Source organism: Longinema margulisiae (assembly GCF_025266855.1).
In the GTDB taxonomy this organism is placed as follows: Bacteria; Spirochaetota; Brevinematia; order Brevinematales; family Thermospiraceae; genus Thermospira.
Map to the genome: position 1 here is coordinate 1,343,937 of NZ_CP053071.1, position 15,365 is coordinate 1,359,301.

Annotated in this window: 17 protein-coding genes; 16 read left to right on the forward strand and 1 reads right to left on the reverse strand. The window is 47.1% G+C overall.

The genetic code is table 11. From position 1 onward, the window contains the following. The first annotated feature begins 12 nt into the window (after positions 1 to 12). The 11 genes from BREVNS_RS05995 (at position 13) to BREVNS_RS06045 (ending at position 7,977) form a co-directional block, all read left to right on the forward strand. The gene (locus BREVNS_RS05995; RefSeq protein WP_483426114.1) at positions 13 to 945 is read left to right on the forward strand and encodes a hypothetical protein; all 933 of its coding nucleotides are present in this window, start codon (positions 13 to 15) and stop codon (positions 943 to 945) included. Between the two features lie 116 nt (positions 946 to 1,061). After that, positions 1,062 to 1,346, forward strand: coding sequence for a 30S ribosomal protein S6 (gene rpsF / locus BREVNS_RS06000; RefSeq protein ID WP_483426115.1), 285 nt, complete (start codon positions 1,062 to 1,064; stop codon positions 1,344 to 1,346). Positions 1,347 to 1,359: 13 nt separating this feature from the next. Further along, positions 1,360 to 1,803 (forward strand): single-stranded DNA-binding protein, encoded by a 444-nt coding sequence (locus BREVNS_RS06005; protein ID WP_483428038.1) that lies wholly within the window; start codon positions 1,360 to 1,362, stop codon positions 1,801 to 1,803. 31 nt (positions 1,804 to 1,834) lie between these two features. Continuing rightward, on the forward strand, positions 1,835 to 2,179 hold the full coding sequence (gene rpsR / locus BREVNS_RS06010) for a 30S ribosomal protein S18 (protein WP_483426116.1): 345 nt from the start codon (positions 1,835 to 1,837) through the stop codon (positions 2,177 to 2,179). Positions 2,180 to 2,248: 69 nt separating this feature from the next. Continuing rightward, entirely contained in the window at positions 2,249 to 2,959 is a 711-nt protein-coding gene (locus BREVNS_RS06015; RefSeq protein WP_483426117.1) for a hypothetical protein, read from the forward strand. A gap of 11 nt (positions 2,960 to 2,970) precedes the next feature. Beyond that, complete coding sequence (gene rplI / locus BREVNS_RS06020; RefSeq protein ID WP_483426118.1) at positions 2,971 to 3,411, forward strand: 50S ribosomal protein L9; 441 nt, start codon at positions 2,971 to 2,973, stop codon at positions 3,409 to 3,411. A gap of 7 nt (positions 3,412 to 3,418) precedes the next feature. Beyond that, the gene (gene dnaB, locus BREVNS_RS06025) at positions 3,419 to 4,804 is read left to right on the forward strand and encodes a replicative DNA helicase (protein ID WP_483426119.1); all 1,386 of its coding nucleotides are present in this window, start codon (positions 3,419 to 3,421) and stop codon (positions 4,802 to 4,804) included. Then, a complete protein-coding gene (locus tag BREVNS_RS06030) occupies positions 4,794 to 5,576 on the forward strand; it encodes an MlaE family ABC transporter permease (RefSeq protein ID WP_483426120.1) in 783 nt (260 codons plus the stop codon). Before dnaB ends, BREVNS_RS06030 begins: the two co-directional genes overlap by 11 nt. Continuing rightward, positions 5,576 to 6,400, forward strand: a complete 825-nt coding sequence (locus BREVNS_RS06035) for an ABC transporter ATP-binding protein (protein ID WP_483426121.1) — start codon at positions 5,576 to 5,578, stop codon at positions 6,398 to 6,400. Before BREVNS_RS06030 ends, BREVNS_RS06035 begins: the two co-directional genes overlap by 1 nt. Next, positions 6,385 to 7,299, forward strand: coding sequence for an MlaD family protein (locus tag BREVNS_RS06040; RefSeq protein ID WP_483426122.1), 915 nt, complete (start codon positions 6,385 to 6,387; stop codon positions 7,297 to 7,299). Before BREVNS_RS06035 ends, BREVNS_RS06040 begins: the two co-directional genes overlap by 16 nt. Positions 7,300 to 7,305: 6 nt before the next feature. Further along, positions 7,306 to 7,977: a rhomboid family intramembrane serine protease gene (locus BREVNS_RS06045; RefSeq protein WP_483426123.1), complete on the forward strand. Its 672-nt coding sequence runs from the start codon at positions 7,306 to 7,308 to the stop codon at positions 7,975 to 7,977. Here the strand turns inward: BREVNS_RS06045 and BREVNS_RS06050 are convergent. Then, positions 7,955 to 8,953 carry a hypothetical protein gene (locus tag BREVNS_RS06050; protein ID WP_483426124.1) on the reverse strand — a complete coding sequence of 333 codons (999 nt, stop codon included), beginning with the start codon at positions 8,951 to 8,953 and terminating at the stop codon, positions 7,955 to 7,957. The genes BREVNS_RS06045 and BREVNS_RS06050 overlap by 23 nt on opposite strands. A 140-nt stretch (positions 8,954 to 9,093) precedes the next feature. Between BREVNS_RS06050 and BREVNS_RS06055 the strand changes: the two genes are divergently transcribed. From BREVNS_RS06055 to BREVNS_RS06075, 5 genes are all read left to right on the forward strand, one after another. Beyond that, complete coding sequence (locus tag BREVNS_RS06055) at positions 9,094 to 10,428, forward strand: hypothetical protein (RefSeq protein WP_483426125.1); 1,335 nt, start codon at positions 9,094 to 9,096, stop codon at positions 10,426 to 10,428. Positions 10,429 to 10,842: 414 nt separating this feature from the next. After that, complete coding sequence (locus BREVNS_RS06060; protein ID WP_483426126.1) at positions 10,843 to 11,457, forward strand: V-type ATP synthase subunit E; 615 nt, start codon at positions 10,843 to 10,845, stop codon at positions 11,455 to 11,457. Then, entirely contained in the window at positions 11,457 to 12,287 is an 831-nt protein-coding gene (locus tag BREVNS_RS06065) for a DUF2764 family protein (protein ID WP_483426127.1), read from the forward strand. The genes BREVNS_RS06060 and BREVNS_RS06065 overlap by 1 nt, the downstream gene beginning before the upstream one ends. Further along, complete coding sequence (locus tag BREVNS_RS06070; protein WP_483428039.1) at positions 12,284 to 14,044, forward strand: V-type ATP synthase subunit A; 1,761 nt, start codon at positions 12,284 to 12,286, stop codon at positions 14,042 to 14,044. Before BREVNS_RS06065 ends, BREVNS_RS06070 begins: the two co-directional genes overlap by 4 nt. Continuing rightward, positions 14,041 to 15,363 (forward strand): V-type ATP synthase subunit B, encoded by a 1,323-nt coding sequence (locus BREVNS_RS06075; protein WP_483426128.1) that lies wholly within the window; start codon positions 14,041 to 14,043, stop codon positions 15,361 to 15,363. The genes BREVNS_RS06070 and BREVNS_RS06075 overlap by 4 nt, the downstream gene beginning before the upstream one ends. The last annotated feature ends 2 nt before the right edge of the window (positions 15,364 to 15,365 follow it).

A 15,365-nucleotide genomic window follows, 5' to 3' on the forward strand; every position in this document is an offset into this window, starting at 1 on the left:
GAGAGGAAAGGCGTGAAAGTGAGGTATTTCTGGATAGGGCTGGTTTTTTTGCTGGTGGGATGTTCTTCTCGTGTGGAGGTGTTTTTTTTGAATCGACTGGTGGTATTAGATGAGGGCCTTTCGCAGGTTGTGGATCGGGAGTTTTTCCCCATAGCGGCTTTGCGTTATCGGTGGCTAACCCCTTCTCAGGCTCTTGTCTATGGGATGGATGAACAGCAGAATCGGGGATGGTGGCTATGGGAGAGGGGAAAAGGGCGTTTTTCTCCCCTTGGAAGGGATATTCAGGGATTTGATGTCTCGGGGGAGAAGATCCTTGCTATTGGGAAAGAATGGGAGGATGGTTTTCCTCTCTGGATAGGATACCTCAAGGGAAAAGAGTTTCGCTGTGAGGTTTCTCTTCGTTTTCCTTTGGTTCCTGAGAATTCTCTTGGCGTGGATGGTGGGTTTTATCTTGCAGGAAAGGACGAAGAAGGGATTCATACGGTGTTTTTTCTCTCTTTGAGCGGGAAGCTTGAGAAATGTCTCGTTCTCACCAATCGAGAAGCGGTGCTACGGTTTGGTCGATTGGGGGAGAAGATTGTGGTCTATACCGCCTATGAGAAGGAAGCAGAGGAGAATCTTTTTGCCTTTGTGAATGAAGAAAATCCTTCCTGGAAGGTGATGACACGGGAGGGGACGGTGGTTCAAAAGGCGGTTTTTTTGAAAGAAGTGTTGGGGGTGCCTGTTCTCAGGGAGGGGAAAACTCTCTGGTTTGTTTTTGATAGCGAGATGCGTGTGGTGAGTCGGGGACCTGAGTGGAAGGCGGTGGTTTTTGAGGAACTTTCTGACGCGAAGGGTAAGGCAAAAGGGGTGTTTCTCTGTCTTCTCCCCGCGGAAAAGCGAAGTGCCCTTATGGTCTTTAGCTGGGATGGGGTTCAGTGGGGATGGAAGACTCTCTCCCCTTGATTTGACAAAAACTAAAGTCTTCTTTACAATATTCCATCCTTCCTGTCTCTTTTTCGGGTTTCTCTGAGGGTAGGAAACCGAGAGGGACGGGCGATTATGACCACAAGGAGGAAAGAATGCGGAAGTATGAAATGGCCTTTCTTCTCAAAGAAGGAGAGGCTTCTGTTCAGGCTCAGTCCAGACTCAAGGATTACCTGAAGCGGTTCAATGGGGTGTTGGTTGGTGATTCCAATATGGGTGTGCGTGAGCTTGCCTATGTGATTCACAAGAATCGCCAGAAATTCCCTAAGGCTTTCTACTATTTCATGGAAGTGGAAATGGACCCTGCTCAGGTAGAGGCTTTTGAGAAACTGGTTCGGTATGATGAGGATGTTATCCGCCATATGGTATTGGTGAAGTAATATGGCGTGGGATATCAATCGTGTCGTGCTTGTCGGTCGATTGGCAAGGGATCCTGAGATCAAGTATACCCCTACGAATACCGCCGTGGCTCGTTTTACCCTCGCTGTCGGTGGTAAACCCCGTAATGATGGGGGTGATAGTGTCTCCTTTATCCCTATTGTAGTATGGGGCAAAACAGCTGAAACCTGCAAGCAGTATCTTTCCAAAGGAAAGATGGTGGCTGTGGATGGGAGGCTGGATCAGCGTTCCTGGAAGGCCCAGGATGGTTCTGCTCGAAGTGTGATTGAGGTTGTCGCTGATAGAGTGGAATTTCTGGGTTCTCCCGGTGGATCCGGAAAACCTGCTGAAGCAAAGGGAGATGCTACTTCTTTTGATGCAGGTGATGAGGCGAGTTTTTACTACGACAATACGGATATTGATACCAATCCGGTCAATCCTGAAGACCCTGGATTTTAGGGTTCTAAAAACCTAACAGAAGGAGAGATGTATGATGGATAAAGAAACCGATATCAAGATGGATGTTGTGGTTCCAGAAGATGTGGAGAAGGAAAAAGAAGAATTGCCTGCTGAGGAAGTAGCTGAAAAGGCCGCTTCTGAAAGAGACAAGAAGAGATTCTTCTACTCCAAGAAGGTATGCCGTTTCTGTACGGGCCAGATCAAGATGGAGGAAGTAAACTACAAGAACGTGGAACTTCTCCGTCGGTATATCATGCCCAGTGGAAAGATTGTTCCCCGGCGTATCACCGGTACCTGTGCAAAACACCAGCGTATCTTGGCCGGTGAGATCAAGAAGGCCCGTATTCTTGCGCTGTTGCCATTTTTGGCACGGTAAGTGGAAGGCGAGTTTCGGCTTTTCCTTGTGCTTCTTGCCCTTGTAGGGTGGGGAGTGCATGAGGGGATAGTGATTCTGGCAAAGGTGCTTGCTACCCCCATTGGTCGCCTAAGTGCTCTTGGGGTAGCAGGAGTTGGTGGTTGGTTTTTGGGAGGGTGGCCTGCTGGGCTTGTGGGGTGTGGTGTAGCCGCACTTCTGGCGTACAGCCCTCCGAAATGGCGAATAGGGATAGGGTTTGGACTCTCTCTTCTTTTGATGGTCTGGTATGCGTTTACGGAGGAGAGGGTGTGGTTTTTTCTCAGGCCGTGGCTATGGTCGCTGGCTGAGAAGGCGTCTCTTTCGCCGGAGGTGGTAAATATTGTGGTGTTTTTTCGCCCCTGGTATGCGGGTTATCTGGTAGCTCACATGCTGTGGGGAGTGTATAGAGTATATGGGAAATACCCTTTCACTCTCTGGTACCGTTTGGTCCGGAGGCCTCTTCTGAGAGAAGTCATGGTGTTTGGTGGGCTTTCTGGACTTATGCTGATCGGGACCAGAGAGAGGCTATGGATAGGGCGTTTACTGGCCGGGCCATGGATGGTGCTCCTTTCCTTTTTTGTGTGGAGAGGGGTCATGGTGGTTCATACCCACATAGGAAGACGTCTGCCCTTCTGGATGGTTGTGGCCTTGGTGATGGTGCTTCTACTCTGGTTAGGGGAGGAGTTTCTGGTTGGGGTGTGGGTGTTTGCTGGTGTAGGACTGATGAGTGATTTTTTTGTAGAAAAAAAAGAAACACGATAAGGAGGACTTCTATGCGTGTGATTTTGCTGGAAAATGTGATTGGGCTTGGCAAGGCTGGAGAGATAAAAGAAGTTCGAGATGGCTATGGGAGAAATTATCTGATTCCCAAGAAGCTTGCCGTGTTAGCCACAAAAGAACAGGAACATCATTTTCAGAGATTGGCTGCCAAGCTTGCAGAGAAGGCGAAGCAGCAGTATGAGAATGCCATGCAGCTCAAAGAGGCCTTGGAGAAAGAAGTGCTGGAGATATCGGCTCGTGTAGGAGAAGGGAATCGTCTCTTTGGTTCTATCACCAATGCTGATGTGGCCACCTTGCTTTCTGAAAAGGGCTATACTATCGAAAAGAGAAAGATTGTGAACGAACATATCAAGACCATTGGTGAGCATACGGTTCGCGTGCGTCTTGATGAAGGTGTCACTGCAGAAATCAAGCTTGTGGTGAAACCAGCATAGGATTGGTATGGCAGGAGAAGAGTTACTCAAGCGACTGCCACCATACAGTTCTGAAGCAGAAAAGGCTCTCCTGGGGGTTTTACTCAAGACCCCCAGGGTTTTGAGCGAAATAGGGGATGTTCAGGAGGACGATTTTTTTGACGAACGTCATCGTCTTATTTTCCGTGCGATTGTGGATATGGCAGATCATGGGCAGGGGGTGGACCCTGTCACCGTTTCAGAGTGGTTGGAGAAAAAGAAGCTTCTGGAAAGGGCGGGAGGGATCTCATATCTTGCCCAGATTCAGGATGCTCCTGTTATAGTTTCTCATTTTACAGCTTATAAGAATATTCTTCTTGAGAAATCGCTTCTTCGGGCCCTTATCAGGGCATCGGAAGGGATTATTCAGACGTGTTATGAGTCTCAGCGAGCTATTGAGGAGATCTGTAATGAGGCGGAGAAAAGCATCTTTGATGTGACGAATCGTCGTTTGAGAACGGATTTTGTCCATATCAAAGATGTGCTCATGAGGGGAGTGAGTACGGTTGAACTTCACAAAAGGGGAGAGGTGGTTTTTTCCGGGTATTCAAGCGGGTATCATGATCTTGATGAGAAGATTTTGGGGCTTCAGAAACAGGATATGATTGTCCTTGCTGCTCGCCCTTCTATGGGAAAGACGGCTTTTGCCCTCAATATTGCCCTTCGTCTCACCGAAGTTCACCCTGATGTGGCGGTGATGATCTTTTCGCTTGAAATGAGTAATCTTGAGTTAGCCTTTCGTGCTATTTCCTGTGCTTCCAGGATACCGCTTTACAAAATACGCTCGGCTAAGATTACCAAGGAGGAGATGGATCAACTCGTCGATACGGCCGGTTCTCTCTCTCGTAAGAATATTTTGTTAGACGACACGCCGGCTATTTCTCTCAATGAACTCAGGTCCAAGGCAAGAAGGGCGAAGTCTCGTTATCCGAATTTAGGACTGATTATCATTGATCATATCCAGCTGATCAGGACGTCAGATTCGATTGTGAGTAACCGGGTTCAGGAGTTGTCATATATTTCTCGTAATCTCAAGGCCTTGGCCAAGGAACTTGATATTCCTGTGATGGTGCTTTCTCAGCTTTCTCGTGCGGTGGATCAGCGTGAGGATCATAGGCCTATTCTCTCGGATCTGCGTGATTCGGGTGCCATTGAACAGGATGCGGATCTTGTGATGTTTCTCTATCGTGAGGAGTATTACAAGCCCAATACGGAAAAGAAAAACATTGTTGAGGTCATTATTGCCAAGCAGAGAAATGGAGCGGTGGGTTCTGTAGAACTTGCCTTCTTTGGAGAAACCACTCGATTTGAAGAGTTAGAAAAGGGTTTCGTGTCTTCTCCGGAGAGACATGGGGGAGGAGAGCGTGAATTTTAAGGAAAAAGTGATCATCTTTTTTCATGAGATAGGGGAGTTTTTTCTCTTTTTGCTTGCGGTGGGGAAACGCTTCTGGCGTGGTATGCACCAGTGGCAGGAACTTCTCAGGCAGGTCTATATGGTGGGCTTTGAGTCTATTCCTGTGGTGATTCTTACGGGGCTTTTTTCTGGGCTTATTATGGGGCTTTCGCTTGGAAATGCCCTTGAAAGTATCATCATGGGGACGGCTCAGTATCTGAGCGGGGGACTATCTGTGGCCCTGGTGAAGGAACTGGGACCTGTGCTTACGGCGCTTATTGTGGTGAGCCGGGTGTGTTCTTCGGTGACAGCTCACTTGGGGACAATGAGGGTAACAGAGCAGATCGACGCCCTTGAAACGATGGGGGTGGACCCGATTGAGTATCTTGTGGTTCCAAGGGTACTTGCTGGTATGATTTCTCTCCCGGTATTGGGGCTGATTTCTATTGTCTTTTCCCTTGTTGGGGGATGGATGATGATATCAGGGGTTCATGGGGTTCAGACGGCTGTATATATTGAATGGGCTCAGATTCCTCTGAAGATCTCCTATATTTTTGAATCTCTTTTCAAAATGCTGTTTATTGGGGGATTTATTCTCCTTGTGAGTACCTTTGAGGGCTTTCGGGCCGGCGGAGGGGCAGCCGGTGTGGGAAACGCCACCATCCGATCAGTGGTGACGAGTAGTGTGATGGTGATCTTTTTAGATTATGTACTGGGCACCCTTTTTATGATTGTGAGTGGAGGGATATTCTGATGGCGGCTATTATTGAAGTCTATGACCTTCACAAAACGCTCAACAAAAAGAAGGTGCTGGATGGGGTGTCGCTTTCTATTGCTCAAGGAGAGACCTTTGTTCTCATCGGACAGAGTGGGGTGGGCAAGAGTGTGCTTCTGAAGCACCTGATTGGGTTGATGAGACCGGATAGTGGGGAGATTTATATTGATGGGATACGGCTTGATTATGATAATTCTGAGGTGCTTTCTTCTCTTCGTTGTCGGTTCGGGATGCTTTTTCAGGGAGGAGCCCTTTTTGATTCTCTTACCGTGGGGGAGAATATTCTCTTCGCCCTTGATCATCTGAGACCAACGATGAGCCAGGAGGAGAAACTCTTGCGGATGAGACGGGCCTTAGAACTTGTGGAGCTTCCGGGGATTGAGGATTTTGCGATTGCATCTCTCTCGGGAGGGATGATGAAGCGTGTAGCTTTGGCCAGAGCCATTGTAGCTGAACCGGAGATTGTGCTCTTTGATGAACCAACAACGGGGCTTGATCCTGTGACGACGGCGACCATCAATGATCTCATGGTGGATTTGAAGAAAAAACTTCAGATTACCTTTGTGGTGGTTACCCATGATATCAAGAGTGCCCTTTTTGTGGGGGATAGAATCGGGATGCTTTATAAGGGGAAACTTCTTTTTGAGGGGACTCCCGAAGAACTCAAACAAACGACGAACCCCTATGTGAAACAGTTTGTGGAGGGGAGATCCCAGGGGCCCATCACAGAAGAGTATCAGAAACAACTTCAGGCGATAAAAACATCAGCACAGGCTGGAGGTGAGGTATGGAAAAACAGCTGAAAAAGAAAGCCCTTTATGTAGGGGTATTTGGATTTTTGGGCATTGTTCTCATTGTGGGGTTTATCATTTTTGCAGGAAAGTATAACGCCATCCTTGGTGGGGCGTACAAGCTTCACCTTGTCTATACCTTTCTGGATAATCTTCAGGTTGGGGCGAAGGTCAAGATTGCGGGTGGACCATCGATTGGGTATGTGGATAGGATCGATCTCAAAGAGGGAAAGTTAGTGGTTACGGTCTATATCCAGAAAAAATTCAAGATCAACCGTGGGGCTGAATTCAATATTTATTCCACGAGTTTAGTTGGGCAGAAATACATCAATATTTCTCATTATAATCCAGCGACGACAGATTTCTATACCAACAATGAGGAAATCTTAGGGGTGACCCCTATGGGATTTTCACGGGTACTGGAAGTGGCGGGAGTAGGGCTTCAGAGCCTTGTTTCCGGTGAAAACGTGGATACCCTTTATCAGGTGAAGGCTACCTTTGAGAATACGGCTGAACTCATTGCAGGATTGAATGCCCTTGTCAAGGACAATAGTGCCGATATTCGTTCAAGTATGGCCAATCTCAGCAAGGCCCTTCGTTTCTCTGAGGATATGATCAAGCATGTGAATACCATCATTCTCAATTTAGAGGTGGCTTCAGCCCAGCTCAACAAGCGTATTGAGGCGGTGGATGAGAAGCAGGTGGCCAGTGCCATCAGGGATATTCAGACAACCGCAGAGGAACTTCGCAAGCTCTCCCAGGAACTCAATCGTATCGCTTCGGATAAAAATAGCGTCATTGCGCTCTTGAAAGACAAAGAGATGAAAACATCGCTTGAAAATACCATCAAAAACCTTGAGGAGTTCAGTAAAAAGATCAAAGAAAATCCCAGCAAACTCTTTTTCAGGTAGGATCGCATGATACCAATTGGTGATGAAAATCCGAGGTACTCTTTTCCTATCGTGAATACGGTGTTGCTTCTTTTGAATATTGGAATTTTTGTGTATGGTTTTTTTCATCCTGCTCTGTATGAAGCCTGGATGAGGGAATATGCCTTTGTAGCCGGACCATTCTGGGCAGATCCCATGTCTCATGCCTATCGGCTTGTCAGTTATGCTTTTCTTCATGGAGGGTGGCTTCATCTTTTGGGGAATATGCTTTTTCTCTATATCTTTGGGGATAATGTAGAAGATAGAATCGGGCATTTTTCCTATCTGGTGTTTTATCTTCTTTCGGCGGTGGTTGGGGCGCTTGTTCAGGGAGCCTTTTTGGGGAGTTCCACTATTCCCATGGTGGGGGCAAGTGCCGCCATTTCAGCGGTGGTGATAGCCTATATGTTTTTCTTCCCTACCAAGAATGTGGTGACGCTTGTGTTTTTTGGGTTTTTCTTAGTGCCTGTTCGAATTCCAGCCTTTTTTTATATCTTTATGTGGGCCGTGATCCAGGTTCTCAATTCTCTTCTCATGGTGGGGAATATTGAGTTCTCCGGTGGCGTAGCCTATCTGGCTCATGTAGGGGGAATGGGGATGGGACTGCTCTGGGTCCTTCTTGGACCAAAGCGTCGTCTCAAGGCACGTTCACGGTGGTGAGAAGAACCCTATCCTGGTGCCAGAAGAGGAGTTTTTCGCCGTTGTGAAGGGGGATAACATGGGAAACGACTCTTCCCTGGATGTTGGTGAGAAGAACAAAGGCGTTATCCTGGAGTTTGAGAAGAGAGATTCCGTTGTATTGATCGGCAAGCCATATTCCCGCCGGGGTGAGGGCAATATCCATCGTGTTTCCTAACGCTTCATACACCGCAAGAAAAGAGGGGGTCCATGGGGAGTGAATATCATAGGCTCTCACGCCATTAATCCTATCCGCGAGGATAAGCCTTTTTTCCTGGGGGAGAACAGAGAGGGAACTGATGGAACCGATAATCCAGGAGTAGTTGGTTATCCTTTTTCGTTTCTGGTCTATGAGGGTAAGCCCTTTGTCTCCCTGAGCGATGTAGAGCATGGACTGGTATTGGGCTATGCTCCAGATACGAAAGGGATAAGGGAATGGGAGGGATTGGGGAGAGTTGGGAAGAAACGAGGAGCTTGCGTCCTGGGAAAAGAAAAGTCCATCGGCGGCCCAGAAAAGGACATTCGAGATTTTTGCCATGCCGTATATCTGGTTGTAGGTAAGAGAGGCCTGGGTGATAATAGAAGGGGTATTGGTGTTTGAGAAGGAGAGGCCAAGAGAAAACCATACAAGGCTCTGGCTATTTCCTGTGGTTGTCCAGGCGATACCCTGGGCTTCATTGGTGTTGGCAGAGAGCCAGAGAAGGGAAATAAGCCCGCTTTCTGAAAAGGGGAGGAGTGTAATTTCATTTGGGCGCTCAATGGGGAAAAAGGCGATTTCTCCGGTATTGAGGGTGAGAAAGACAAACTCTCCTATGGCATGGGCATCTTGAATAAAGGCATTTTGAGGGGCCTGCCATTCCCAACTCACGGAGAAAGAGAACGAACGAGAAGGGTTTTTTTGTTCACAGGCCACTAAAAAGATAAACAAAAACCAAAAGATTTTTCGAAAAGATTTCATTTTTTTGCCCCGTTTATGGTATATTATAGTGAAGAAAGTGAAGATGTGTATACTATACAGATGCGGCGGGATTTTTGCAAAAAAATGAAGATATAAAACGAGCTCGCCGATACTGTAAAGAGAGAATGCAGGAGGATACTATGAGATACATCTCCTTTTTTGTGAGTCTGATGATAGTGGCATCAACGATGTTTGGAAGTTTTGAGGATATTGGCTGGACCATGCGAAGTAAGGGAATGGGAAATGCTATCTTTGGCGATTTTGATGGGGTAAATACCATGCATTATAATCCTGCGACGATCAGTATGGCCAGAAGCATTCAATTTTATACTGGATGGAATACACCCTATGCGGGATTTGATGATAAATCGATGATCAACGTCATCGATGTAAATCTCGTGGCCCCCTTCTGGAACCGTTTTACCATTCCTGTGGATAATTTCTTTACGAAGCGTGGAGCCATAGGACTCTCTTTCCATCGATTGAGTCTGATAGGTCCGGATGGTCTTTCTGACAATACGGTGGAGTATTACCATGAGGGAGTGTATAGTCTTGTCTATGCGAAGGATCTCAATGACGTACTTTCTCGTGGAGCCAAAATCTCTGTGGGAACGAAACTGAGTTTGTATGATATCGGGGTGGGTGGTTTCGAGGATACCACAGCCAACCCTGAACTGAAAGGGGCTATGGGTCGTTTGGGATTTGGTATGGACGTGGGGGTAACTTATGACTTCAGTGAAACGATTCGTTTGGGTCTTGTGTACAAAAACCTTATTTCCCCCAATGTCTCTATCCTCCCTGATGGGCAGGATGTGCTTCCATCGGAACTCCGTATAGGGGCCAATATGGAGATGGGAAATCTTTTTTTCATGAAAAAAGCCAAACTTGGTGTTGGATATGTCTCCTATGGTCGTGAATGGAACAAGGAAACAAATGACAACCGCCAGGCGGATTCTTCCTGGCATGTGGGATATGAATTTTGGCAACTGACGGCGGGTGATCTTTTCCCCACGAGTCTTTATAAGGGAGAGATGCTTGCTGTTCGTGCGGGGATGATCTTTGAACCTCGGAAGGTTGGAGATGAGATAGATCTTTTCGTAGCCAAATTGACCGGTGTGCTTAATTTCACCTTTGGGCTTGGTTTCACGTATGTTTTCAATTACAGCCATCAGGTGACGCTGGATTCTTCCCTTCAGTGGGGGGTCAATATGGGAAAACTTGAGCCAAGTGTGAGCCTGAATTATCAGTATCTTCTTCCCAACAGTGCTTTTGCGTATCGAGAAGAGGAGATCAAGGCCAGACAGCTTGAGGAAGAGGTCCAGAAGCGACAGGAGGAACTTCGGATTGAAGAACTCAAGAAACAGAAACAAACCAATACCCAAACCAATGCGGCTCCTGTGCCACCGACAACTCCACCTCCTACAACCAATACCAATACGCAACCAAAACCCACAACTCCTCCAAAGACTAAATAATCATGCCTCGAAGGCCCACTGGGTATCCAGTGGGCCTTTTTTGTGAAAAAAAGATGGAATTTTTGAGGTTACACCCTGAATTTGAGGACGCTTTCTTTCACATAAAGAGACCTTTGCACGAATGTGCAAAGGTCTCAAAAAAGTAATAAAGAAACAAAAATTAGTATCAAAATGTTCCTTGTCGTAATAAATAAACCGATTTTTTGAATAAAAAAGACAAACCAGCCCTTGTAAACAGAAAAAACGGGGAAGAGGGGCGTAGCCCCTGACCCAAACAGGGGAAGAAAACACCCGTGCAAGGGTCTCATAAAGAAAATTTATTGCACCTTTCCTCAGAAAATCTTTTCAAAATATAGACAAAAAGCTCAAAAAGAGGTATAATACTCCAAACGAAAATCCGGGAGGATAGCCTCTATGGAAGGAAAGCTTAAAGAACTTACCCAGAAGATTTATGCCGAGGGTCTTGAGAAAGCCCAGAAAGAGGGCCAGATGATTATCCGGAAGGCAGAAGAGGAAGCAAACAAAATCCTCGAGAAGGCAAAAAAGGATGCCGAACAGATGATAAAAAAGGCTGAGCAGGAAGCAGAACAGCTCAGACAACGCACCCTTTCTGAGGTAAAGATGGCTTCTGAACAGGCTATGGCAAGCCTCAGGCAGGAGATAACCCGTCTTGTGGTGGAGTCGGTGATAAAGCCTTCGCTGAAAGAAACCCTCTCTGATGAGAACGTGGTGGGAGAGGTGATTCTTACGTTAGCCAGGCACTGGTCAAACGAAGAGGGGCGATTTGATATCACTGTGGTTCTCCCGGAAAAACACAAAGAAAAACTCCTTGCCTGGTTCAAGGCAAAGGCGGCCGCTCTTCTTGAAAAGGGGCTTGATATCCAGTTTGAATCGAGGATGGAGGGAGGATTCAGGATTGTCCCCAAAGATGGATCGTTTGTTCTCTCGTTTACAGAGAAGGATTTTGCTGAGTTCTTCCAGTCGTTTTTGAAGCCACAGGCAAAAGAGATGCTCTTTGGAGGAAAGTAGTGCAGTATTACTACCTGCTTTCCAGTCTCTATGATATCTCTCTTGAGGCCGAGAAGGTTGGGAATACGCTTGAGGAAGTGTGGAATCTCTGTGCCGAAGAGATGACCGAGAAGGATTTTGAGGGACTCAGGTCTCTTTTTCTTTTCAATGATATTGCCAATGCGGTGAACTATGGCAAGCCGGATTTTGTGTATCAGTACCCCGCGTATTATACCCAGGAAGAGTTTGAAGAGAACATGAAGGATAGTGAGAGTTTTCTTCCTTTCTTAGCGGAATACTGGTTTGCCTATCAGAGTGAGAGACGGATCTATCCCGACCTTTTGCCTGAAGAGGAATTGACGGTGCTTTTATATGAGCACCTTGATGATTTCTCTGACGTCTTTGTCAGAGAGTACTATGAGCGCGAGGCGCATCTTCGCAATATCAAGGCCGGTCTTGTGGCCAGACGCTATCATCGGCCCATGGAGAGAGCTATGTTACCTGTGGGGGAGTTTTCAGATCTCATGCGTCGAAGCTCTTCTCCGGATTTTGGGGTGGGTGGAGAGTTTGAGTTTATCGAGAAGGCAGCCCAGATGTATGAGAGTGGACGACTCTTAGAAATGGAACTTCTCTTTGATGAGGTACGGTGGAAATGGCTTGAGGAAAGGGTGATGCTTGAACCTTTTTCTGCTCATGAGGTATATAGTTATGTGCTGAGACTTGCTATGGTGACACGCTGGCTTTCACTGGTGACAGAAGAGGGCAAGAAAAAACTCCAGTCTCTTATTCATTCTATTGAATCCAAGATAGTATTTTCACATGAATTCGACATCCGCCAAGGGAGGAAATAATGGTCAAGGGAAAAGTAAAAGGCATTATCGCCAACTTAGTTGCGGTTGAAGTGGATGGTCCTGTTGGGCAGAATGAGATTGCCTTTATCGCGATGCCGGATGCCCGTTTGATGAGTGAGGTGATCAAGATAACCGGAAATATAGCTTATGTTCAGGTTTTTGAATCCACCCGTGGGCTCAAGGTGGGGACGGAGGTGGAATTTACAGGCCATATGCTTGAGGTGGAACTCGGGCCCGGGCTTCTCTCCAAGAACTTTGATGGTCTTCAGAATGATCTTGACAAGAAACAGGGGATTTTCTTGCGTCGAGGGGAGTATACCGAGCCCCTTGATTATGAGGCCAAGTATGATTTCAAGCCCCTTGTGAAGGCAGGGGACAGTGTTCAGGCCGGAGACTGGCTTGGTTCTGTGAAGGAAAACTGGATTGACCACAAGATTATGGTGCCTTTCAAGCTGGAGGGCAAATGGCGAGTGAAGTCCATTGTGTCTGCTGGTTCCTACAGGGTGAAGGATGTTGTCGCTGTACTTGAGAATGAGGATGGGGTAACCGAGGAAGTCACCATGGTGCAGCGATGGCCTGTCAAAAAAGAGATTCGCTGTTATCGTGAGAAGCCCAGGCCCTTCAAGGTGATGGAAACAGGTATTCGTATCATTGATACCTTCAATCCCATGGCAGAAGGGGGAACGGGATTTATTCCTGGACCTTTCGGGTGTGGAAAAACGGTGTTGCAGCATGCTATCTCGAAAAATGCTGAGGCGGATTTGATTCTCATTGCGGCTTGTGGAGAACGTGCCAATGAGGTGGTGGAAATTTTCACTGAGTTTCCTGAACTCATCGATCCACGTACAGGTCGAAAACTCATGGAAAGAACCACCATCATCTGTAATACGTCAAACATGCCGGTAGCTGCTCGTGAGGCTTCGGTGTATACGGCGATGACCATTGCAGAGTACTATCGAAATATGGGACTTCGGGTGCTTCTTTTGGCCGACTCGACATCGAGATGGGCTCAGGCTCTTCGAGAGATGTCCAACCGACTGGAGGAACTTCCTGGGCCGGATGCCTTCCCCATGGATTTGCCTGCGGTGATCTCCAACTTTTACTCCCGTGCGGGTATTGTCTATCTCAACAATGGACAGACGGGATCGGTGACTTTTATCGGCACTGTATCTCCAGCGGGTGGAAATTTGAAAGAACCGGTGACAGAGGCTACCAAGAAGGCGGCTCGCTGTTTTTATGCCCTTGCTCAGGCAAGAGCAGATTCCAAGCGTTATCCAGCCATTGATCCTATCGATAGTTATTCAAAATACCTTGAATATCCAGAGATTCAGGAGTATCTCAATAAGCGACTTGGTTCTGACTGGGTGGAGAAAGTGTACAACGCCCGCAACTGGACACTGAGGGGAAAAGAGGCGTATGACCAGATTACCATTCTTGGTGATGATGGAGTGCCTATTGATTATCATGTCACCTACTGGAAATCGGAGACCATTGACTTTGTGCTTTATCAGCAGGATGCGTTTGATGAGATTGATGCCATTACGCCTTTAGAAAGACAGAAATACATGCTTGATTTAGTGACAGAGATTTTAGAAAGTGAGTTTGAATTTTCGTCTTTTGAAGAGGTAGGGCAGTATTTCAAGCGGCTCATCAATATCATGAAACAGATGAACTACAGTCCCTTCAAACAGGAGAAGTTTCTCCAGTATGAGAAGGAACTCCGTGAAGCCATAGCAGAAAGGAGGAAAAACGCATGAGTGGCCAGGCATTTCAAAAGATTTATACAAAGATAACCAAGATTACCAAGGCAACCTGTTCTCTGATTGCTGAGGGGGTGAGTTATGAGGAGCTTGCTTATGTGAATGGGCGGCCTGCTCAGGTGGTGAAGATCCAGGGTAATGAGGTCACCCTTCAGGTTTTCCAGGGGACAGCAGGGATTGGTACCAATGCCGAAGTGGTTTTCACAGGGGCTCCCCCGAAACTCAAGGTTTCTGATCAACTTGCCGGGCGCTTTTTCAATGCGTATGGACAGCCTATTGACGGGGGACCGGAAATTGAGGGTGAGGAAAGGGAGATTGGTTCTCCGTCGGTAAACCCTGTTCGTCGTAAACAGCCATCGGAACTCATCGCTACAGGTATTGCGGGTATTGACCTGAATAATACGTTAGTGACCGGGCAGAAGATTCCTTTCTTTGCTGATGCGGATCAGCCATACAATATGGTGATGGCCAATGTGGCCCTTCGTGCCCGTGCAGACAAGATTATTCTTGGGGGCATGGGGCTTTCCAATGATGACTATCTCTATTTCAAGCATCTTTTTGATAACGCTGGGGCTCTCAGTAAGATTGTTTCTTTTGTGAATACCACAGAGGATCCACCTGTAGAGAGGCTTCTGATTCCTGATATGGCTCTCACGGCGGCGGAGTATTTTGCTGTTGACAAGAACGAAAAAGTACTAGTGCTTCTCACTGATATGACGCTGTATGCGGATGCCTTGGCTATTGTGTCAAACAAGATGGATCAGATTCCTTCCAAGGACTCTATGCCAGGTTCCCTCTACTCAGACCTTGCCAAGATTTATGAAAAGGCCGTCCAGTTCCCATCTGGCGGTTCGATTACGATTATTGCGGTAACGACTCTTTCTGGTGGGGATATTACCCATGCTATTCCTGACAATACGGGGTATATTACCGAGGGGCAGCTTTTCCTTCGCAAGGATAGTGATATTAACAAGGTGATTGTGGATCCCTTCCGTTCGCTCTCTCGTCTCAAGCAGCTCGTGATTGGAAAGAAGACCAGGGAAGATCATCCCCAGGTGATGAATGCGGCGGTTCGTCTCTATGCCGACGCTGCCAATGCCAAAACCAAGCGGGATAATGGGTTTGACCTGACTGACTATGATGAACGCTGTATTCAGTTTGCCCGTGAGTATTCAGAGAAGCTTCTCGCTATTGATGTGAATATAGCCGTGGATGAGATGCTTGATACAGCCTGGGAACTCTTTGCCAAGTACTTTAACCGCAATGAAGTGGGTATCAAAAAAGAACTCATGGACAAGTACTGGAAAGGACAGTAAGG